Annotated in this window: 18 protein-coding genes; 17 read left to right on the top strand and 1 reads right to left on the bottom strand. The window is 53.0% G+C overall.

What is annotated here, in order from left to right; translation table 11 throughout:
• Nucleotides 1-42: 42 nt before the first annotated feature.
• On the bottom strand, nt 43-1107 hold the full coding sequence (gene ldpA / locus VPK24_RS06395) for a circadian clock protein LdpA (RefSeq protein WP_393011453.1): 1065 nt from the start codon (nt 1105-1107) through the stop codon (nt 43-45).
• Between the two features lie 357 nt (nt 1108-1464).
• On the opposite strand from ldpA, the gene pseB reads away from it, so the two are divergent.
• The 17 genes from pseB to VPK24_RS06310 all read left to right on the top strand — a co-directional run bounded on the left by pseB (nt 1465) and on the right by VPK24_RS06310 (nt 22287).
• Nucleotides 1465-2448, top strand: coding sequence for a UDP-N-acetylglucosamine 4,6-dehydratase (inverting) (gene pseB / locus VPK24_RS06390; RefSeq protein WP_393011451.1), 984 nt, complete (start codon nt 1465-1467; stop codon nt 2446-2448).
• A gap of 2 nt (nt 2449-2450) precedes the next feature.
• Nucleotides 2451-3620, top strand: a complete 1170-nt coding sequence (pseC, locus tag VPK24_RS06385; RefSeq protein ID WP_393011449.1) for a UDP-4-amino-4,6-dideoxy-N-acetyl-beta-L-altrosamine transaminase — start codon at nt 2451-2453, stop codon at nt 3618-3620.
• Nucleotides 3617-4342: a pseudaminic acid cytidylyltransferase gene (pseF, locus tag VPK24_RS06380; RefSeq protein WP_393011447.1), complete on the top strand. Its 726-nt coding sequence runs from the start codon at nt 3617-3619 to the stop codon at nt 4340-4342. Before pseC ends, pseF begins: the two co-directional genes overlap by 4 nt.
• Before the next feature lie 53 nt (nt 4343-4395).
• The gene (locus VPK24_RS06375; protein WP_393011445.1) at nt 4396-5019 is read left to right on the top strand and encodes a pseudaminic acid biosynthesis-associated methylase; all 624 of its coding nucleotides are present in this window, start codon (nt 4396-4398) and stop codon (nt 5017-5019) included.
• Between the two features lie 2 nt (nt 5020-5021).
• The gene (locus tag VPK24_RS06370; protein WP_393011443.1) at nt 5022-6173 is read left to right on the top strand and encodes an N-acetyl sugar amidotransferase; all 1152 of its coding nucleotides are present in this window, start codon (nt 5022-5024) and stop codon (nt 6171-6173) included.
• A complete protein-coding gene (gene hisH / locus VPK24_RS06365) occupies nt 6170-6799 on the top strand; it encodes an imidazole glycerol phosphate synthase subunit HisH (RefSeq protein ID WP_393011441.1) in 630 nt (209 codons plus the stop codon). Before VPK24_RS06370 ends, hisH begins: the two co-directional genes overlap by 4 nt.
• A complete protein-coding gene (hisF, locus tag VPK24_RS06360; protein WP_393011439.1) occupies nt 6793-7575 on the top strand; it encodes an imidazole glycerol phosphate synthase subunit HisF in 783 nt (260 codons plus the stop codon). Before hisH ends, hisF begins: the two co-directional genes overlap by 7 nt.
• A gap of 9 nt (nt 7576-7584) precedes the next feature.
• Nucleotides 7585-8268, top strand: coding sequence for a PIG-L deacetylase family protein (locus tag VPK24_RS06355; RefSeq protein WP_393011437.1), 684 nt, complete (start codon nt 7585-7587; stop codon nt 8266-8268).
• Between the two features lie 7 nt (nt 8269-8275).
• The gene (gene pseG / locus VPK24_RS06350) at nt 8276-9838 is read left to right on the top strand and encodes a UDP-2,4-diacetamido-2,4,6-trideoxy-beta-L-altropyranose hydrolase (protein WP_393011435.1); all 1563 of its coding nucleotides are present in this window, start codon (nt 8276-8278) and stop codon (nt 9836-9838) included.
• 92 nt (nt 9839-9930) lie between these two features.
• Nucleotides 9931-10449 carry a formyltransferase family protein gene (locus VPK24_RS06345; RefSeq protein ID WP_393011433.1) on the top strand — a complete coding sequence of 173 codons (519 nt, stop codon included), beginning with the start codon at nt 9931-9933 and terminating at the stop codon, nt 10447-10449.
• A 10-nt stretch (nt 10450-10459) separates the two neighbouring features.
• On the top strand, nt 10460-10879 hold the full coding sequence (locus VPK24_RS06340) for a GNAT family N-acetyltransferase (protein ID WP_393011431.1): 420 nt from the start codon (nt 10460-10462) through the stop codon (nt 10877-10879).
• A 10-nt stretch (nt 10880-10889) separates the two neighbouring features.
• Nucleotides 10890-11939: a pseudaminic acid synthase gene (gene pseI / locus VPK24_RS06335; protein WP_393011429.1), complete on the top strand. Its 1050-nt coding sequence runs from the start codon at nt 10890-10892 to the stop codon at nt 11937-11939.
• 2261 nt (nt 11940-14200) lie between these two features.
• Nucleotides 14201-16738 carry a class I SAM-dependent methyltransferase gene (locus tag VPK24_RS06330; protein ID WP_393011427.1) on the top strand — a complete coding sequence of 846 codons (2538 nt, stop codon included), beginning with the start codon at nt 14201-14203 and terminating at the stop codon, nt 16736-16738.
• A 3-nt stretch (nt 16739-16741) separates the two neighbouring features.
• Entirely contained in the window at nt 16742-17506 is a 765-nt protein-coding gene (gene rfbF, locus VPK24_RS06325; RefSeq protein WP_393011425.1) for a glucose-1-phosphate cytidylyltransferase, read from the top strand.
• A 12-nt stretch (nt 17507-17518) separates the two neighbouring features.
• Nucleotides 17519-18502: a GDP-mannose 4,6-dehydratase gene (locus VPK24_RS06320; RefSeq protein ID WP_393011423.1), complete on the top strand. Its 984-nt coding sequence runs from the start codon at nt 17519-17521 to the stop codon at nt 18500-18502.
• Complete coding sequence (locus VPK24_RS06315) at nt 18499-19434, top strand: NAD-dependent epimerase/dehydratase family protein (protein ID WP_393011421.1); 936 nt, start codon at nt 18499-18501, stop codon at nt 19432-19434. The genes VPK24_RS06320 and VPK24_RS06315 overlap by 4 nt, the downstream gene beginning before the upstream one ends.
• Before the next feature lie 54 nt (nt 19435-19488).
• Complete coding sequence (locus VPK24_RS06310) at nt 19489-22287, top strand: glycosyltransferase family 2 protein (protein WP_393011419.1); 2799 nt, start codon at nt 19489-19491, stop codon at nt 22285-22287.
• Nucleotides 22288-22298 lie beyond the last annotated feature (11 nt).

Genomic DNA, 22298 nt, shown 5'->3' with positions numbered 1-22298 from the left:
GTTGGACTCGGAGCAAAGCAGCGCTACAAACCTAGCCACGGGCTAAGGCGGCAGCGCTGCCAGCGGAATCGGAGCATGGGGAGATTTGAGCGGAGCGAACAACGGTTGCGCCAAGGTCAGCGCCTCGGCCAGTAATTCGGGTTGGGTTTCGATCGGCACGGCTTGGCCCGCTGCCAGTTCCAGGGCCTCGAGCCGATCGGTCACGGGTTTCAGGAGCGATCGGGCATAGCTGCCATAGGCCACGCCGGCCAGGCGATTGGGCCCCAACAGATCTAAATCTCGGAGCTTGGGTACGGTGCGATCGTTCGTGCCCCCGGCCAACTGCACAAAGCCGGGTAGCCGCAATTGCAAAACTTTTTGGCCCAGGGCGATCGCCGCGCGCGTGGCCCCTGCGCCAATGTCGCCACTCATGGGCCGCCCGTCCGTTTGCCAAATCAGGGCGCAACCGGCCGCTCGCAAGCCGGGTGCCATCAAGTCGTAGAGCGATCGCAAGTAATCTGCCAAATTTGGGCCATCGGGACAACTGACCGCCACCAACTGCAACCGATCGAGGTGGGGTTCCACCGATCGCCACAGCCGCGCAAAATCATCATAGCGACCCGGAACCGTGTGGATCTCGATCGCCTCCACACCCAGGGGCAACACCAGCGAGGCGATCGCGCTGGGGGTGGACACGTACGATCGGGCCCCAATCAAATCCAGCGGGCAAATATGCAAACAGCGGCCGCAGCCGTAGCAAAGGCTTTCGGTTACGCCGCCCGGGTCGATCGCCCCCGTTGGACAAACCCGCTCGCAGGGCCGAGAACAATCACTAGGGCACTGAGTTGGGTTAAACTGGGCTTTGCGAAAGTGGGGGTCTTCACCGTCGTTCAAGCTAACCATTAGCCAGGGCGATCGACCCGATCGGGACTGGGCAACCTCCAAGCCCGATCGCGCTGCCGCAATCACCGCCGGATCAGCAGCCACATCCACACAGTCAGCCCCCGCTAGCCCATAGACCAGGGCCAGAGTCCGGATGGCCGGCAAATGCTGGAAACTCGCGCCACAAATCAGCTTGAACCAGCACCCCGACTGCAATGAAACCAGCGGCGAAGGAAAAAGACTCACCCTTCCATGCTACGCCCCCCCGCCAACTTTGCGATCGCCCTAATTTTGTCTAGATGCGTAGACGATGCAGTTGTGAAATAATAATTGCGGTTGCTTGACGGCTTCAGATATATCGCTCTAATAAGCTTTTTGAACTTTTTGTACACCCTTACCCAAGCATACTCAAAGCACGCAACCGGTGCATCTCAATCAGAATTTATCCTTGTTAGCTAGGACGACATCGTTTTTATCTAAAATCCGACCTGAAAGTCTTCATCTCTTTTGAATTTTTTGACAGTGTTTGGAAACAGAAGCCTCAAGCCTTGATAAATTATCAATATCCGGTTGTCTGCAGTTTATTCCTTATCTTGTGATCTGATGTTTGACGGCAAAACCATATTAATAACTGGTGGAACTGGCTCCTTTGGCAAACAGTTAGTCCGAACATTATTTAACCGCTACCAGCCCCGGAAAATCATCATCTACTCCCGCGATGAGCTGAAGCAGTATGAAATGGCTCAGGAGTTTACCTCGGAGATCATGCGTTTTTTCATCGGAGATGTGCGCGATCGCGATCGGTTATCGCTCGCCATGCAAAACATTGATTATGTTGTCCATGCAGCCGCCCTCAAGCACGTCCCGATCGCGGAATACAACCCGATGGAGTGCATTAAAACCAATATTCATGGAGCCAGCAATGTCATTGACGCTGCCATGGCTTGCAACATTACAAAGGTTGTAGCGCTATCCACCGACAAAGCAGCTAACCCCATCAACTTATACGGCGCAACTAAACTAGCCTCTGACAAACTATTCGTAGCTGCCAACAATGTGGTTGGAGCACAAGACACCCGATTCGCTGTCGTTCGCTATGGCAACGTCGTTGGTTCTCGCGGATCAGTCGTTCCTTTCTTTCAAAAGTTGGTACGTGAAGGAGCCACTGAAATCCCCATCACCGATCCTCGGATGACCCGCTTTTGGATTACCCTGCAGCAGGGTGTTGACTTTGTCATTAAAAGCTTTGAAAGAATGCAGGGAGGGGAAATTTTTGTTCCCAAAATTCCCTCTATGAAAATTACAGACTTAGCAACGGCCATTGCTCCGAACTTGCCCCATCGACTGGTAGGCATTCGCCCCGGCGAAAAACTCCATGAAGTCATGTGCCCAGCCGATGACTATCACCTCACCATTGATTTTCCCGATCACTACGTCATCCGTCCAACGATCGAATTTTCGAGACCTCTCGACTGGGCCTTCAATCGTTTGGGCGAGCAAGGCAAACCCGTGGGAGAAGGATTTCAGTACAGCTCCGATCGCAATGATCGCTGGCTGAATTCAGTAGAGTTGCTGGATATGATTTAGCTATGGAAACCGGCTACATTCCCTACGGCCGACAAGATATCTCAGCTCCTGATATCCAAGCAGTAGTTGATGTTTTGCAATCCGACTGGCTCACGCAAGGGCCGGCAATTCCCAGATTTGAACAAGCCGTGGCCGAGTACTGTGGTGCTCGATATGCTGTCGCTGTTAGTAGTGCCACAGCAGCCCTACACACCGCATGCTTGGCCGCCGGATTAGGGCCAAGCGATCGGTCTTGGACTTCACCCAATACTTTTGTAGCATCGGCTAATTGTGCACGCTATTGCGGCGCGAACACTGACTTTATTGATATTGACCCCAAAACCTATAACCTCAGCATTCCTGAGTTAACCAAACAGCTAGAGGCTGCTCACCATCGTCAACAGCTTCCCAAGGTCGTTATTCCTGTTCATTTTGCAGGACAGTCCTGTGACATGGCAGCCATTGCCCAACTGGCTCAGACCTATCACTTCACAACCATTGAAGATGCATCCCATGCCATTGGTGGGCAATACCGTGGTCAGCCCATTGGTTGCTGTGCCTACTCGGATATGACTGTGTTCAGTTTCCATCCTGTCAAAATCATCACAACTGGTGAAGGGGGGATGGTACTCACCAATCGTGCAGATCTGTATGAAAAACTGATTCGGTTGCGCTCCCATGGCATTACACGCGACCCCAACCTGATGCGAGGGTTATCCGACGGCCCCTGGTATTACCAGCAGTTAGAATTGGGGCTCAATTACCGCATTACAGATATACAGGCTGCTTTAGGTTTTAGTCAGCTTCAACGACTTGATGAATTTGTTGCCCGTCGTCGATTTTTAGCCGATCGTTATAATCAACTGCTCCAATCACTTCCCCTTATACTGCCCTATCAAGACCCCAACACTAACTCTAGCTGGCATTTATACGTCATTCAGTTAGCTGAACCTGATCTTATTCGTCGCCACCGATCCATTTTTGAAGCCCTTCGTCAAGCGGGCATTGGTGTTAATTTGCACTATATTCCAGTGCACCTGCAGCCCTACTATCAAGATTTGGGGTTCAGTCATCAATCGTTTCCCGCAGCAGAACAATACTACCAACGCGCTATTAGCCTCCCCCTCTACTATGGCTTAACGGAGTCAGCGCAAGATCGTGTCGTTGCAACACTAAAAGAGGTCTTGCAATGAATATTGCCATTATTCCTGCTCGAGGCGGCAGCAAGCGAATTCCTCGCAAAAACATCAAGAATTTTTGTGGAAAGCCCATTATTGCCTGGTCAATTCGTGCCGCGATCGACAACAGTTGCTTTGATCGGATCATTGTTTCAACGGATGATCAGGAAATTGCTGATATTGCTCAAGAGTGGGGAGCTGAAGTTCCGTTTATACGTCCAGCCAACCTAGCCGATGATCACACTGATACACTATCTGTCGTTAACCATGCCATTCAACAATTGATGCTAGATGGACAATCACCAGAGTTTGTCTGTTGCATCTATGCCACTGCTCCCTTTGTAGTCTTTACTAATTTAGCCACCGCCTTACAGTCCTTGATTGAGCACTCAAGTAACTACGCTTTCTCAGTGACTAGTTTTCCCTTTCCAATTCAGCGTGCTCTCAAAGTGACAGATGAGGGTCGAATTTCCATGTTTTATCCTGAATACCAAGCGACTCGATCTCAAGACCTAGAAGAGGCTTACCATGATGCTGGCCAATTTTACTGGGGACGTGCCCAAGCATTTCTTGATCGTCAACCCATTTTCTCGAATCATGCGATGCCGATTGTGCTTCCCAGATATCAGGTGCAAGATATTGACACCCTAGAAGATTGGCAACATGCGGAGCTATTATTCAGTACACTTCAAGAAATATCTAGTTCATCATCATTGACTCGCCCTCATCCAGATTGATAGCCAGTCAGCATATCTAAGCTCTTTTGTTCAGTATCCTTTGAGACGATGCGATGACCTTCCAAACCGAGCAAGAAAATTTTTGGGCAGGTGAGTTTGGCAGCGAGTACATTAGTCGCAATATAGGCAGTGACTTATTGGCTTCAAACCTCGCTTTTTTTGCCAAAGCGTTGGCACAAGCGAGTCAGCTTCACAGCTGCATTGAGTTTGGAGCGAATGTTGGAATGAATCTCAAAGCACTGCAGCTCCTGTATCCCAAGCAGGATCAGTATGCGATCGAAATCAATCCAACAGCGGCAGCAGAGCTAGCCAAACTCATTCCTTCTGATCAGATTCACGTCAATTCTATTTTGGGCTTTACACCCGATCGCACTTGGGATTTGGTGCTCATCAAGGGTGTCTTAATTCATATCAATCCAGACTGGCTCCCGCAAGTTTATGAGGCGCTCTATCAGTCAACAGGAAAATACTTGTTGATCTGTGAGTATTACAACCCTAGCCCTGTCACCATTAGCTATCGAGGCCATACTGACCGGCTCTTCAAACGAGACTTTTGTGGCGAAGTTCTTGATGGATACCCCGATCTCAAACTGATTGATTATGGATTTGCCTACAAGCGCGATCCTAACTTCCCCCAAGATGACATCACCTGGTTCTTGATGGAAAAGCGAGGTTAAACATGCTGACTTATTGCAATCGCTGCGTCATGCCTGATACCAAGCCGGATCTACATTTAGACGAGCAAGGAATCTGCAACGCTTGTCGAAATTACGAAAACCGAACTGCCATTGACTGGGATAGTCGCTATCAAGAACTACTTCAGGTTCTTGAAAAGTATCGCCGGCCAACCGGTAGCAACTGGGATTGCATTGTTCCAGTTTCGGGAGGAAAAGATAGCACCTACCAAGTCATTCGCATCTTGCAGCTAGGGCTAAACCCTCTTTGCGTCACATCAACGACCTGTGATCTATCCAGTATTGGTCGTAAAAACATTGAAAATATCAAGCGATTGGGTGTAGACCATATTGAAATGTCACCCAATCCTAATGTCCGGGCCAAACTCAATCGCATTGGCTTGACACAAGTTGGTGATATTTCTTGGCCCGAACATGTGGGAATTTTCACGATTCCTGTGCGAGCCGCTGTTCAGTTTAATGTTCCCCTGATTATTTGGGGGGAAAATTCTCAGAATGAGTATGGCGGGCCAGCATCCGCTGCTGAGAACAATACCCTCACCCGTCGCTGGCTCGAGGAATTTGGGGGGCTTTTGGGTTTACGGGTTTCAGATTTGATTGGCATGGAAGGTATTGAGGCCAAGCACTTAATTCCTTACACCTATCCCAGTGATGAAGACTTAGCAAAAGTTGGGGTGACTGGCCTCTTTTTAGGCTACTACCTACCTTGGGATGGATTGTCAAACGCTCTGATTGCTCAAGCCTATGGTTTCACCACCTATCATCAAGCAGTAGAGGGGTCAATGGTCAGCTACGAGAACCTCGACAACCACCAAACGGGCATTCATGACTACTTCAAATTTCTCAAGTTTGGCTTTGGCCGTGCTACAGATCTCGCTTGTTTACATGTCCGCCGAGAACGATTGACCCGCACTGATGCACTGAGTATTGTGCGGCGCTTGGATGGTCAATTTCCCTGGGAGTATTTGGGCAAATCCCTGGAAGATATTCTCGAACCACTGGACTTGACTGTAGATCAGTTCATTAAAATCTGCGATAAATTCACAAACAAGAAGATTTTTAAACGAGATGCGAATGGCAATTTAGTCAAAGATCACCATGGCAATCTTACCAAGATTAACTACGATAACCCATGAGCAAAGTTGCCATCATCAACTACGGAATGGGTAATCTTGGGTCAGTGCTGCGTGCTTTTCAAGCTATAGATGCAGATGCACTGATTGCGGATCAGCCCAGTCAATTAGAGGAAGCTAGCCATCTAGTTTTACCTGGGGTAGGAAGCTTTGCAGATGGCATGAACTCTCTCAACAGTGGTGGATGGGTCGATGTATTGACTAGATATATTGCAGTACAAGGCAAACCCCTCTTGGGGATCTGCTTGGGGATGCAGTTGCTGGCCACAACCGGCGAAGAGGGGGGTAATACACCTGGACTGGGGTTTATTCCAGGAAAGGTTAGACACTTACAGCAGTTGGGATGCCAACTACGAGTTCCCCACGTGGGTTGGAATTCGATCGTGCCGTCTTATCAACAGGCTCCAATTCTAGAAGCAATCCCTGAAGGAACAGATTTTTATTTCGTGCATAGCTACTCGTTTGTACTCGATGATAATGCGGATTGTTTAGCGATCGCCGATTATGGGGTGCCTATCGTTTCAGCAGTCCAAAAAAATCTTGTAATCGGGACTCAGTTTCATCCCGAAAAAAGCTCTAAGGCTGGCTTGCGCCTTTTGCAAAATTTCCTAACTCATTCAAAATGTTAAAAGTACGTGTCATTCCAACCCTCTTATGGAAGAATTTTGGGCTGGTTAAAGGAATCAGCTTCAATAGCTGGCGAAGAGTTGGGCCCGTGCTACCAGCGATTAAAGTCTACAATGTTCGTGATGTTGATGAGTTGATCCTGGTCGATATTACTGCCAGCTGCGATGATTCGGAACCAGATTATGAGTCAATTCATGACTTTTCTGAGGAATGCTTTGTACCCTTTACGGTAGGTGGTGGCATCATGCACCTCAATCAAATTCAAAAACTTCTACGAGTCGGTGCAGATAAAATTTGCATTAATACAGCGGCTTATACCAATCCATCTTTGCTGGAGCAAGCTGCCAGTCGGTTTGGTGTGCAATGCATTGTTGCAAGTATTGATGCTCAGCGAATGGATAATGGCTCCTATGAGTGCTTTAGTCATTCAGGGACAGTTCCTACGGGTCAAGATCCTGGCAACTGGGCAAAAACCCTTGAAGCTAGAGGGGCAGGTGAAATTTTAATTACATCCATTGACCGAGATGGCACAATGACTGGTTACGATCTTGAGTTAATTGACCAGGTTGTGCGATCAGTCAATATCCCAGTTATTGCTTCTGGAGGAGCTGGTACCTATGAACATATGCGCCAAGCAATTCAAGAAGGTGGCGCATCAGCCGTAGCAGCTGCAAGTATGTTTCATTTCACAGAGCAAACCCCGGCTGGAGCGAAAGCTTTTTTGTATCAGTTCGGGATACCAGTTCGCAGTAACTACTCTCCAGTCCAAATGGCGTGATCCTTACTCATGGGGAGAATTTATCAATCATTACTCGTTGTTGCGGCACACCCTGATGATGAAGTCCTGGGTTGCGGTGGAACGATCGCCCATCACGCCGCTGAAGGATCGACCGTAAACGTTATTTTCCTAGCCGATGGTGTCACCGCCCGTGATCGCGCCGATTCGGCAGAACATCAGCGTCGCCAAGCAGCAGCCAGCCAAGCTGCCAACTGCTTAGGCATCCACTCCGTACAATTCCATGATTTCCCAGATAATCGGCTCGACACCATTGAATTGATTAAGATCGCCCAGGTGATCGAACAGGCGATCGCCCAGCACCAGCCGGATACCGTTTTGACGCACCACGCTGGCGATGTCAATATCGATCACCAGCGAGTCCATCAAGCCGTTGTAACCGCTTGCCGTCCTCAACCAGGACATCCGGTGCGAACTCTCTTGTTTTTTGAAGTTCCATCCAGTACGGAGTGGCAGCCTCCGGGTTCTGCTCCCGCATTTACGCCCAACTGGTTTGTCGATATTTCCAGCACTTTAGACTGCAAATTAAAAGCACTAGATGCCTATGCTGAGGAGTTGCGAGTTTGGCCGCACCCGCGATCGCTCCAAGGGGTGGAGGCGCTAGCCCGGTGGCGAGGGGCAACGGTAGGAGTCGAGGCCGCTGAGGCGTTTATTTTAGGTAGATATTTAGGGTAGAAATCCCGTGACGGTTGCTTTTCGGGTCGATTCATCTCAGCAAATAGGCACAGGGCATCTGATCCGCTGTCGAACACTAGCAGAGGTGTTGCGCCAGCGAGGGCTTGAGGTGCGGTTTATTTGCCGCGATCTTCCTGGAAACCTGATTCCGCTGCTTCGTGAAGCTGCTTTTCCGGTGACGGTTCTGGCTGCACCGCAGGAGGGCGACCCACCGGAAATGTCAGAAAATTATGCGGCATGGCTAGGGGTGTCTCAGGAGACTGATGCTACGGAGACGATCGCCGCCCTAGCTGGAGAAAAACCGGATTGGCTGATTGTCGATCACTACGGACTGAGTAGTGAATGGGAACGGCGGCTACGTCCCCATGTGGGTCAAATTATGGTTCTGGACGATTTAGCCAACCGTCCCCACGATTGCGATCTGTTACTCGACCAAAATGAGAGTGTGACGGGGGCAAGTCGCTATCAGGCGTTGGTTCCAGAGTCTTGCCGCTTGTTGGTGGGATCTCGGTACGCTCTGTTGCGCCCGGAATATGCGGCCTATCGTCAAACTCAGTCGTCTCGAACGGGGGAGGTGCGGCGGGTGTTGGTGTTCTTTGGGGGGACTGATTCTCAGAATATGACTGGGAAAGCGATCGAAGCGTTATCGGCTCCTCGGTTCGGGTCTCTAGCGGTGGATGTGGTGGTTGGGGCGACCAATCCCCATCGCGCCACGATCGCGCAGCAAGTGGCGCAACGCCCCCATACTGTGCTACACGATCCTCGTCCTCATCTGGCGGATTTGATGGCTCAGGCGGATTTGGCAGTAGGGGCGGGGGGAACGACGACTTGGGAGCGGTTGTGTCTGGGGTTGCCCACGCTGGTGGTGAGCATCGCGGACAATCAGGTTTCGGCTTGTCAGGCGCTCCAGGATCGCGGGCTGATTGAGTACCTGGGCAGGGTTGAAACGGTGGATGTGGAGCGGTTGCGAAGTGCGATCGACTCACTGGTGCAATGTCCCTTGCGTCTTTTGGAAATGGCCGATCGGGCAAGGCTGCAAGTGGATGGGTTGGGAGCGCTGCGGGTAGCGGAAGCTTTGAAGCCAACCTCACCCGATCAACTCAAATTGAGACTGGCCCAAGCCGAAGATGCTCCCCTCTATTATGACTGGGTTAATGAGCCAGAAGTCCGCCGCCAGTCATTTCAAACGGAGCCGATTTCCTGGAAACTCCATCAAACTTGGTTTCAGAAAAAGCTTGCCGATCCAAACTGTTTTCTGGGAGTTTTAGAAGCTGAGACTCTGCCGGTTGGTCAAATTCGGTTCGATCTCAAAGGTGAAGAGGCGATCGTTGATTACTCCCTAGATGTTTTGGTGCGAGGGCGCGGCTGGGCAACTCAGCTTATTCGTTTGGGAATGCAACTGCTCCGAAATACCCAAATAGCTTATCTTCGGGCTGATGTGAAACCGGAAAATGCTGCATCGCGGATGGTTTTTTTACGCCTAGGCTTTGACGAACAATCCCCCCCCCCATTTTCAGGAATGGCCAATGTCTTTCGCTTGCCATTCTCTCCGACCGTCAAAGCTGGTTAAACGATCATCTGTACGATCTCGTATTAGCATGGATTCATGACGGTCACAGGGTTTTATGGACGCATCGGATTGAAGAACTGCAACCCGGAGATTTGTGCTTTTATCTCAGTTGTGGTCAGATTGTTTCCGGCGAAGTCTTGGCCCAGTTTCGCAATAATTTGGTTGTCCATGAAAGCGATTTACCGAGTGGGAAAGGTTGGTCGCCTTTGACCTGGCAAATTCTAGAAGGAAGGGATCGTATTCCCGTGACGCTGTTCGAGGCGGCCGATCAGGTAGACAGCGGCGATATTTATCTACAAGAATGGTTAGAGTTTGAAGGGCACGAACTCATCGACGAACTCAGGCAAGCTCAAGCGGCAGCAACTTTGCGCCTGTGTCGAGAGTTTGTCAACCGCTACCCAGAGCTGTTGCAGTCCGCCAAGCAACAAAATGGGCAAGAATCATTTTATCCTCGCCGAACACCCGAGAATAGCCGGTTAGATAGCTCTCAGCCTCTGGCAGAACAATTTAATCTTCTTCGTATCGTAGACAACGAAAAATATCCGGCATTTTTTAAGCTGAACGGAAGACAATATTCGCTAAAAGTGGAATGCTTGGAAAATGATAAGTAGAAAGAAGACATTGTCAACGAAAGACAGTATCGCAATTTATAGTCGCAACGACTTAAACAATATCTTACCTGGACTGAAAGAATTGTTGGACACTTGCTATCCCAAGCCTCCAAAAGATGTTTTTTATCGGTTGATTGAACAGTATAGAATTGGCTTTCCAGCTTATATTGCCATTGACAAGAATGAGAAAATTATAGGATTTACCTATCTAGCCCCTAACAGCAAAGGAGGAACTCTAGAGAGCTTGGCCGTACATCCTGACTTTAGAAGCCGGCAAATAGGCTCTGATATGATCCAGCTCTTGCTTGATGAAAACCCGGGAGTAATTCAAATCACAACACGCATCCCAGAGTTTTTTGAAAGGTTAGCATTTAAGCGTATAACTCAGCTTCCAGATAACTCGTATTTCATGATTAACCTCAACTTCTGATACCTGAATCATGGCTTTTAAAATTTCTACGCGCTCCGTTGGAGTTGACCATCCCCCGCTGATCATTGCTGAAATGTCTGGCAATCATAACCAATCACTGGAAAGAGCCTTGGCAATTGTCGAAGCGGCTGCCAAAGCAGGTGCTCATGCCCTCAAGCTCCAAACCTATACCGCCGACACCATGACCCTCGACTTAGAGGCGGGAGAATTCTTCATTGATGATCCTAAGTCGCTCTGGCACGGTCAATCTCTCCACAAGCTCTATCAGCAAGCCTATACCCCCTGGGAATGGCATGAACCCATTTTTCAGAAATGTCGAGAATTGGGGCTGATTGCTTTCAGTACGCCATTTGATGCAACCGCGGTTGATTTTCTTGAATCCTTAGACGTTCCCTGCTACAAAATTGCATCCTTTGAGAACACCGACCTTCCCCTTATCCGCAAAGTCGCTAGAACCGGCAAACCCTTGATTATTTCCTCTGGGATGGCCACAGTTGCTGAACTCGACGAAACCGTCCGCGCCGCGCGGGAAGCCGGTTGTCACGACTTAGTGTTGCTCAAATGCACCAGCACCTACCCCGCTACCCCCGAAAACAGCAACCTGGCGACCATTCCCCACCTTCGGGAACTCTTCAACGTCCAGGTCGGTTTGTCCGACCATACAATGGGCGTCGGCGCGTCGGTGGCTAGCGTGGCAATGGGCGCAACTGTCATCGAGAAGCACTTCACCCTCTCCCGTGCCGACGGCGGCGTAGATTCCACCTTTTCTATGGAACCCGCCGAAATGGCACAACTGGTCGTAGAATCAGAGCGAGCTTGGCAAGCCCTGGGTCAGGTTTCCTACGGTGCGACGGAAGCAGAGGCAAAATCTCGCATCTTTCGCCGTAGCCTATACATCACTCAGGATCTGGCTGCTGGCGATACACTCACATCGGATAACCTCCGCTGCATTCGCCCCGGGCTAGGTTTGCCACCCAAATACTATGATGTTCTGCTCGGTCAACGGGTCGGGCGATCAGTAAAAGCGGGCACACCCATGTCTTGGGACTTACTGATTTAACCTGATCTTGATCGCTAGTGTTCTGAGACTGAATAGTGAAAATTGATAAAACTGAATCTAAAAAGTTCCTTTTTTTCGCTCCCTATGGTTGGTGGGGCATTCACAACCAAGTGGATGCTGTTCTTGCCAAAGCACTAGAAATCAGAGGCTGTGAAAGCTTAATTATTCGGTGTGACGGGGTTTTCCGGGATTGCCCCGTTATCGGTAGACAATTGGATGAGACGTGGCATGGGCTTCAGTGTTCCAACTGTCATCAATTCGGGGAAGCACTATTTCAATCTTTTGGATTGCCCTGTCTCCAATTAAGAACCCTAATAACCTTACAAGATGAACAGCTAGTCGATGCTTGGCTAGATCAACTGCAGCCAACGGATTATGCAAATGCTCACTACCTTGACCTACCGGTAGGCAGTTGGGTTACTTCAACCATTTATACCCATTTTCGTATTGCGGAGCAGGGGCTTTCTGACCCCATTGTTCAAAAGGCCCATCGAAACCATCTGCGAGATGGACTCTTAACTTACTTAACCTTCAGCCGCTTAGTTCATGAATACAACCCCTGTAAAGTAATTATTTTTAATGCAAGGTTTACTCCCTATCGTGCGGCATACGAAGCAGTACGCCATCAAGGCATTCCAGTCTTAGTCCACGAACGGGGACTTATTGATGATAGCTTCAGCTTTTTTGAAAACCAAACATGCCTAAGTCAGGCACCATATCGTCAAATTGTCGATCAGTGGCAAAACATACCGCTAAAGGAACCTGAGCTGAAGACCGTTAGTCACTATTTCCTAGAGCGAGAACTGGGTCGCAATACCAACTGGGAACCCTTTTATACCTTACAAACAACTTACGAAGAGGTCAGGTCTTTCCTTCGCATTCCTCCGAATCGAAAAATTCTAGTTTTTTTCTCATCTAGCGAAGATGAGCTAGCTTGCTCTAAGGAGTGGCAAATAGGAATCAGTCAGCTAGAATTTTTAGAACATCTTATTGATATCTTCAGAGAGCGTGATGAATACCTCGTTATTCGTCATCACCCGCATATTGGTGGCATTGGCAACGATACACCTGAAGGCAACTTTCTAACAAAAGCTTACAAACAGGCTGAGACTTTGCCAAGCAATGTACGGATTATTATGCCAACGGAAGAAATAACTTCCTATGCGCTGCTTTGGACTATTGATATTTCACTATCGTTTTTCAGCACAGTTTCTATTGAAGCGGCTGCTCGTGGTGTAACCTCTCTGGTTGCTCAACAGTCACCCTATGCTAAGGGGCTACGTTTCTGCCTGACTGATTTAGATAAGCCGAGTTTGGCCAGACTTATTGATAATCTATTTCAGGAAACATCCCTATTAGACATTGAAGATCTTAGGGTTTTATACCGCTTTACCTATAGTTATTATTTTAGATTCGCAAAAAGGTTTAATTCCTTTGGAGTGGCTAATCGCCATCAGCTAGATATCCGTATCCAATCCTTGGATGACTTAAAACCTGGGAAAGATCCTGAGCTTGATCGCCTCTGCGATCATTTATTGGATAATGTTCCTCTCTATCCTCAACCTGAGAACTCGGTAGACACTTACTCCACTGACATTGAAATTGAAACAACCTTCCTAAGACAGAAATCAGAGGAAATTCAAGCTCTGCGAGAGTCTATTTGCCAAAAAGGGATCGATCTCTCTCGACAGAATTCAAACATTGAAGGGGCCAGTATTGCTCTGATTGTTCCGGTGAGATCATCGAAACAGGAGATTGCCAGGTCTTTGCCTCTGGGAATTCAGACTTCCCGGCATCAAAAGATTCGAGTGTATCCGATTACTATTCAAGACCCGCTTCTTAATGCCGAATCTCTATTATTACAAGTTAAGGCAGTCACAGAAAACTACTGTCTTATCGCCCATGATTGCCTGCAATATGATGAAGCATTTCTAAGTACTGGCCTTGCAAGGCTGATACAGATAGACTCATGGGATATTCAGGCTATTCGCTTTGGGGTATGGATCGAAAAGAATGGCAGAATTACCGAGTCTGTATTTACAGATCGGTCTCCCGTCTACAGTGTTGAGGAGGCAATTGCCCGCAGTAGTTTCTTTTCTGATCCGTTAGCTCCTCTGTATTGCGGTTTATTTAGAACCACTGCACTGGTAGAGATCCTAGAAAAAGCGCTCTCAATCACCCAAGTACAAGGTAAAAAAATACTGGGACATTGGGTATTTGAGCGCATGAATCATGATGATGTCCTCCGATCGTCTGTCTGCATGGTGGTCGTTCGAGAGCATAGCCGTACAGAGTTGGATGTGGTCAGGGATGAAAAGTCTCAACTTGGTACACCGATCGCCCTGCTGATTTTTAATCGTCCCCAGTTAACGGCTCGGGTGCTGGATATTCTGCGGCAGGTGCGACCGACCAAGCTGTTGGTGGTTGCGGACGGGCCGCGATCAGATCGTCCTGGGGAGGCGGCTCTCTGTCAGCAAACGCGGGACGTGATTGAGCAAGTGGATTGGCCCTGCGAGATTCTGCGGCACTATGCCGATCAGAACTTGGGCTGTCGGCGGCGGGTGGCCAGCGGTTTGGATTGGGTGTTTTCGCAGGTGGAGCAGGCGATCGTTCTCGAAGATGATTGCTTACCCGATCGCAGCTTTTTTCAGTTCTGCGAGGCAATGCTCGATCGCTACCGCGATGATGATCGGGTGATGGCGATCTCGGGCGATAACTTCCAGGGCGATCGCCCCGTCACGGAAGATAGCTACTACTTCTCCCGCTATCCGCATATTTGGGGCTGGGCCACTTGGCGGCGGGCTTGGCAGCACTACGACCTAGCCATGGCCGACTGGCCAGCCCTGCGCGATCGCGGCTGGCTGTTTAAACTACTGCGCGATCAAGCTTCAGCACAGTACTGGACCAATATTTTTCAGGGCAGTTACGAGGGCTTCGATACATGGGATTATGCCTGGGTATTTGCCTGCTGGCGGCGGGGTGGCTTGACGATTTTGCCAGCGCGCAACCTGGTCTCGAATGCGGGATTTGGCGAACAAGCCACCCACACCAAGGGCGACAGTCCGCTGGCTAATCTACCGGCTGAAGCTTTGCCGTTTCCGTTGCGTCACCCGAGCCGAGTGGTGCATTGCGTCGCCGCAGATGATTTTTCGGAGTCACGGTTGTTTAGTGGGAGTTCTATGCTGTCGGAATCGCTCGAACAACGCCAATGGGTCGATCGCGCCGCCAGCTTGCGGCAAATGCTGCTCCAACAACCGACGCTGGCTGGAGCCTACAGCGCCTTGGGTGAGGCCCTCGATGGGCTAGCCGATCGCTCGGCGGGCGATCGAGCCAGACAGATCGATCAGCAATTGCAGCAGCATTACCGGGACTACATCGCACCGGGCTTGCAGCCGGTTTTCCCCGATGCTCATTTTCCGAACCTGACCCTAGGCGATCGCACCCCGATCACCTGGCCCTATCTGCGTAAGGAAGTTCCCCACAACTGGTACGTTGATCGCCGCAGTCCCACCGTCGGCTTCCTGAGCCGCGATGAGGCCCACCTGCTCTACAACATGGCTCTGGCCTTCCAAGGTAAGCCCGCACTGGAAATTGGCTGCTGGATGGGCTGGTCGGCTTGCCATTTGGCCCTGGCGGGGGTGCAGTTGGATGTGGTCGATCCGCTCTTGAGCGATCCCGGTGTCCATCAAACTGTGTCCGATTCACTGACCTCGGCGGGGGTGCGCGATCGCGTGAATTTGGTGCCCGGCTACAGCCCCCAAGCAGTGCAAGAGCTAGCGGCTCAACGCCAACAGCCCTGGTCGCTGATTTTCATTGATGGCAACCACGAGCGTCCCGGCCCCCTCGAAGATGCAATGGTTTGCGCCCAACTGGTAGCCCCGGACGCGGCGATCGTCTTCCATGACCTCGCCTCGCCCGATGTAGCTGAAGGGCTGGAATACCTGCGCCAACAGGGTTGGAACACGATGGTGTACCAAACCATGCAAATCATGGGTGTGGCCTGGCGCGGGCAAGTGCAGCCGGTGCGTCACCTGCCCGACCCGAGCGTGCGGTGGGAACTGCCCGCCCATCTGCAAAGCTTTATGGTTAGCGGCATTTCCGATGGGGCGATCGCCGATGGTGGCTTAACCGAGTTTCAGCAGTGGTTGCCGGTGGTGCAGCCCTACACCTTCCTGAGTGAGGCGCGGCTGCTGTCGCTCTATCGCTTGACCAAGGACATTTGCTTGGCGGATTTGCCCGGGAATATTGTCGAGTGCGGCACCTGCAAAGGGGGGGCTGCTGCTCTGATTGCCGCCACGATCGCGCGCTACAGCCGCCGGCCTCGCAAGGTCTATGCCTTTGACACCTTTGAGGGCATGCCTGACCCCACGGAGGTCGATCGCGCCAACGGAGTTCCCGCTAACGACACTGGCTTTGGGGCGGGCACGTTGGGCGCACCGATCGAACAGAACCTGAATGTGGTTTGCCGAGCCTTGGGTGTGGAGTTGATCGTCGTGCCGGTGAAGGGCCTGTTTAACCAAACCCTGCCGGTTACCCGGGGGCAAATTGGCGACATTGCCCTGTTGCATGCCGATGGCGACTGGTACGAATCGACGATCGACATTTTCCACCACCTCTACGGTCAAGTCGTGGCCGGCGGAGCGATTCAAATTGATGACTATGGCCATTGGGAAGGCTGTCGCAAGGCGATCGACGACCTGCAAACCCAATGGCAAGTGCAGTTTGGACTACAGCCGATCGACTACACCGGGGTTTGGTTCCGCAAAGACCCGGCCGCCACACCCCGCGCTGGATTGTAGGCCATGAAGGCAGCGATCCTAGCAGGCGGCTTGGGCACGCGCTTGCAAGAGGAAACCACCGTGAAGCCCAAGCCGATGGTGGAAGTGGGCGGGCGGCCGATCCTGTGGCACATCCTGAAAATCTATGCCGCCTATGGCATTCGGGAGTTTGCGATCGCCCTCGGCTACAAGGGTGAAGTGATCAAGGACTATTTCCTGAACTACCGCCCCCGGGCCAGCAGCCTCACGGTCAAGCTGGGAACCGGTGAAGTCACCGTCCACAATGGCGATTGCGAAGATTGGACGATCCACCTGATCGACACGGGGCTGCAAACCCAAACCGGCGGGCGGATTCGCCAAATCGCCGACTTCATTGGGCGCGAGCGGTTTCTGTTGACCTATGGCGACGGCGTGGCCGATGTGGATATTCGTCAGCTGATCGCGTTCCATGAGCGATCGGGACGGCTGGCCACTATGACCGCCGTGCGCCCCCCGGCCCGCTTTGGTAGCTTGCGGTTTGATGGCGACCTCGTGGCCGAGTTTGAAGAAAAACCGCAGGTGGGCGAGGGCTGGATCAACGGCGGCTTCTTTGTGCTGGAGCCGGCCGCCGTGGACTGCATCACAGAAGACTGCATGTTTGAACATGGCCCCCTCGAAAAAATTGCAGCGGCGGGGCAACTAGCGGCCTACCGGCATGAGGGGTTCTGGCAATGCATGGACACTCTGCGCGACGTGCGACTATTGGACGGTCTGTGGCAGGAGCAGCGCGCCCCCTGGAAGGTTTGGTAAAGGAAGGTAGGGATGAATCAAGACGGGTTTTGGCGCGATCGCCGCGTGTTGGTGACGGGAGCCACGGGGGTGGTTGGGGCTTGGTTGGTGAAGGCGCTGCTCGATCGCGGGGCGGCGGTCACGGCCTTGGTGCGCGACCCAGATCCCCAATCCGAGTTTTATCGCAGTGGCGACTATCAACGCTGCTCGATCGTCTCGGGGCGTTTAGAAGACTTCTGGACACTGGAGCGGGCGATTAATGAGCCGGAAATTCAGACGGTGTTTCACCTGGCGGCCCAAGCGATCGTCGGGGTGGCGCACCGATTTCCTTGGCAGACCTTTGAAGCCAATGTGCGCGGCACCTACAACCTGATGGAGGCCTGTCGGCTCCATGCCGGGTTGGTGCAACAGGTGGTGATTGCCTCCAGCGACAAGGCCTATGGTTCGCCCGAGCAGTTGCCCTACGTGGAAACCATGCCCTTGGCGGGTCAGCATCCCTACGAGGTGTCCAAGAGCTGCACCGATTTGATTGCCCAAAGCTATGCCCACACCTACGGTCTACCGGTGGCGATCGCCCGGTGCGGCAACATCTACGGCGGTGGGGATTTGAACTGGAGCCGTATCATTCCCGGCACGATTCGATCGCTCCTGGCGGGTCAGCGGCCGATCATTCGCAGCGATGGCCAGTTCGTGCGTGATTACGTTTATGTGAAAGATGCGGCGGTGGCCTATCTCCAGTTAGCCGAAGCCGTGAACCGACCGGACGTGTTGGGTCAAGGGTTTAACTTCAGCCCCGAGACCGCCCTGAGCGTGTTGGAGGTGGTGGATGCGGTGCGGCGGTTGATGGACTGCTCGCATCTGGAGCCGGATATTCAAAACACCGCCAAGGGCGAGATTCGATCGCAATATCTTGACTCCACCAAGGCGCGCACCCTACTGGGCTGGCAACCGCAATACAGCCTGGACGCGGGGTTGGCAGAAACGATCGCCTGGTATCGCCAGTTTTTGCAGCCATGATGGTGCCTGCTCGCGAACCGCTCACCGTGGCCTTAACCGGAGCCACGGGTTTTGTGGGGGCCGCCGTGGTGCGATCGCTGCTGCGGGCAGGCCACCGCCCGATCGCCCTGGTGCGGCCCGAGTCCGATCGGCGACGGTTGGCGGGGCTGGACTGCGCGATCGTGGAATCGGCCGCCTTAACCGATCCTGATTTGGTCGATCGCCTCCAGGCCGAGCAACCGATCGCCCTGATTCATCTGGCCTGGAGCGGCACAGCCACGACAGCGCGGGACTCCGGTTGGCAAATTACCGAGAACTTGCCCCTAACGATCGCCTCGGTGCAACTGGCAGCCGCGATCGGTTGTCGGCAATGGGTGGGCATTGGGTCGCAGTTGGAATATGGCAACCCGAACGTGCAAACCGATGAGCGATCGCCCGCTCTGCCCACCTCGCTCTATGGGCAAGCCAAGCTGGCGGCCTGCTGGACGGGCTTGGGCTTGGCGGCGGCTGCCAATTTGGTGGGAACCTGGGTGCGAATCTACACCGTCTACGGGCCGGACGATGCCCCTCAGCGGTTGTTTCCCTACCTGATCAGGGGATTTGCGGCGGGGCGATCGCCCGCTGTCACCCCCTGCGAACAGCAATGGGACTTTTTGCATGTGGACGATGCGGCCGAGGCGATTCGCCGCCTAGTCGAAACCCAATCGGCCGGGATCTTTAACCTCGGCTCCGGGCAAGTCGTCCCCCTGAAAACGGCCGTGGAAACGATCCGCGCCCTCACCAACCCGGCGATCGAACCGGCCTACGGGGCCATTCCCTACCGCCCCGATCAGGTGATGTACCTACAAGCCCAGATCGATCGGCTGCAAACCGCCACCGGCTGGCAACCCCAAATCGATCTGCAACGGGGTATCCAGCAAACGGTAGACTGGTTCTGGCAATCGGCCGACTAGCCCAGCCATCCTGAATTTATTCCGCCTCACCGCTCCCTCACCCGCGCGATCGCCATGTCAGCACCCCTGGTTAGCATCCTGGTTCCCGTCTACAACCGCCGCACCATCCTGCGGCAATCGGTGGAATCAGCCCTGGCGCAAACCGTCCGCGACATTGAAGTGGTGATTGTGGACAATGCCAGCACCGATGGCACTTGGGAAGTTTGTCAGGAGCTGGCCCGCCAAGACAGCCGCGTGCGGATCTTTCAGCAGCCCACCAACACCGGGCCGATTCGCAACTGGCAGCGCTGCATGGCCGAAGCCCGCGCCTACTATGCCAAATGCGTCTGGTCTGATGACCTGATTTCGCCCGATTCCCTGGAAAAAACCCTACCCTACCTGAGCGATCCGACGGTGGGCTTGGTGTTTAACGCGGCGCGGATTTTTAGCGATCAGGGTGTGGGTGAGGTGCTCTACGACCACCATGGCGATCGCCCCGGCTACCTGAGCCGCGATGAATATTTGAGCCTGATGCTCTACAAACAGGGAGCCAGCGTCCCCAACTCGCCCGTAGCCTCCCTGTTCCGGCTGAAGGACTTGCGCGAAAGCGTGTTGCTGGAGGTGCCCTCACCGATCGTCAAAGATTATCCCGACCACTCGATGGGCACCGATGTGTTGGCCCATTTGTTGGTGGCCCAGCGGTATGAGCGGGTGGCCTACGTGCCGGAACCGATGACGATGTTTCGATCGCACCCCGACTCGATCACCACGTGGGCCCTGACCGAAGCCAGCGAAAAATGGACGGACAGTTACCAGCAGGTCAAAATCTGGTTTGCCCTAGCCCACAACCGCCCGATCGACTTGCATATGTTGATTGCCCAAGAATGGTGGCGGATTTTCACCATTCGTAACCAGGGCCGGCAAGCCATGCCGCTGATTGACGTGGCTCGCCGCTTCTTGGAGCAGCCCGACCAGGCCGGCATTCCGGATCATCGCGGTGATGTATTATCCGATGCGCGCTACATCCGCAGTGTGTTTGCCACCTTCTGGGCGAATCTACCCGATCGCCACCTCGATGATATTTTCCAGGGCGAAGCAGGCAGTTTCTATCGCACAGCCCTCTACAGCGATCTAACTGAGCAGCCCCTCACCAACGACGAGCAGGCCCTCTTGCAGCAGTTTTCAGCCAAGGTGGCTGCGGGTTTGGAGCAACCGGGCGGCCTCGGGGCGCTGATGGCTTCGATGCTCTACCTGAAGCCGGGAACCATGCGAGTTCGGGACGCAGCCACCCGCCTCCCGAGCTGGTTATTGCCGGATTACCAGCAGCGTTTTGAGGCAACAATGGCTCCCACCGCGCCCGCACTCGCCGCTGCGCCGTCGTCACCGGCTCCAGCGGCCGCCGCACCGGCCCAACCCCCAACCGTGCCGCCCTACGAATCTTTGGTGGAGCTGAATCGACTGTTGGGGCTGGCGCATCTGTACTACATCGATCCCACCGAGCCGATGGTGATCGAAGAGTGTCGCAAGCAGCGGCGATCGCTTGTGGATTGGATCGCCCAAATGCCCGGCGAGCAGTTAGCCGCCATCTATGCCGGTGAGTTTGGTCGTCGCTACCGAGCCTTTTTGACCTGCGGCATTCAAAACGAACAACCGGACGCGGCCGAGCAAGCCCTGCTGCAATCTCTCAGCAGCCAAATTGCCCAAGGGTTTGATCGCCCCCAAGGTGTCCAAGCCCTGATGGCCGCCATGTTGTATTACCAACCGGGTCAAATGCGGGTGCGCGATGCGGCCAGCCGTTTGCCCGCCTGGTTGCTGGCGGACTATCAACAGGTGTTTGAATCGAACAGCCCGATCGTCCCACCCCAGCCAGTCGAAACCCCAGCCCCGATCGCCCCGCCAACCTCAGCAACCGCGCCACTTCATCAGGACATGACCTTCCTGAATCGGTTGTTAGGCTGTGCCAATCTTTACTACATCGACCCCGAAGAGACCTCGATCGCAGAAGAACTGCGGCTCATCCGTCAGCAGGTGGGGCAAATTTGGGCGCAAACACCCCTTGAGCAACTGGAGTCTCTCTACAAGAGTGAATTTGGTCGCCGCTACTTGGCCCTGCTTGACAGTGGCTATCAAAACTATCCCTTACGCCCGGAAGAGGAGTCCGTTGTTCAGGAGTTGACGGGGCTGATCAGTCAGGGAATCGATCGCTACCCGGGGCTGAATGCGCTGTTGGCAATCATGATGTATCTGCCACCGGGCAAAATGCAGGTACGGGACGCAGCCAATCGCTTACCGGCTTGGTTGCTGCCGGACTATCAGCGAATTTTTGAAGCGGGTCAAGCGACGACTGCTCCCTTAGTGCCGTCACCGCAACCAACCGTCCCCACGGCCGCCCCGACTGCTGCTGCTCCACCCGCCGTGAGCCAGCCCCCCAATTTGGCGGAGGACATGGTGTTTCTGAACCGCTTCTTGGGCTGCTCCAATCTCTACGAAATCGACCCGGAAGATGGGGAAACGGTGGCGGAACTCCGCCAATTGCGACAACGGGTGGCTGAGTTTTGGCTGACGGTTCCCCCGTCTCAACTGGAGGCTGTGTTCAACAGTGAACTGGGTCGCCGTTATGGCATGTACCTGAAATCAGGATTCCAACGGGAGCCGTTGACGGATGGGGAGCGGGAACTGCTGGTGAAGCTGGCGGAAACAGCAGCGCGTGGTTTCGAGCAGCCCGGTGGTTTGAATGCGTTCTTGGGCGCAATGATGTACTACGCGCCGGGACAAATGCAGGTGAAGGACGCGGCAACCCGTTTGCCCGGTTGGCTGTTCCCGCTGTACGCGGCGGTGTTTGAGTCCGAGGCTCAAAAAAAAATGACATCCTAGGGAACGCTGAG

The organism is Limnothrix redekei LRLZ20PSL1 (genome assembly GCF_043235035.1).
GTDB lineage: Bacteria > Cyanobacteriota > Cyanobacteriia > CACIAM-69d > CACIAM-69d > CACIAM-69d.
The sequence above is the reverse complement of the archived record's forward strand: the minus strand, read 5'-3'. Positions and strand labels throughout refer to the sequence as shown.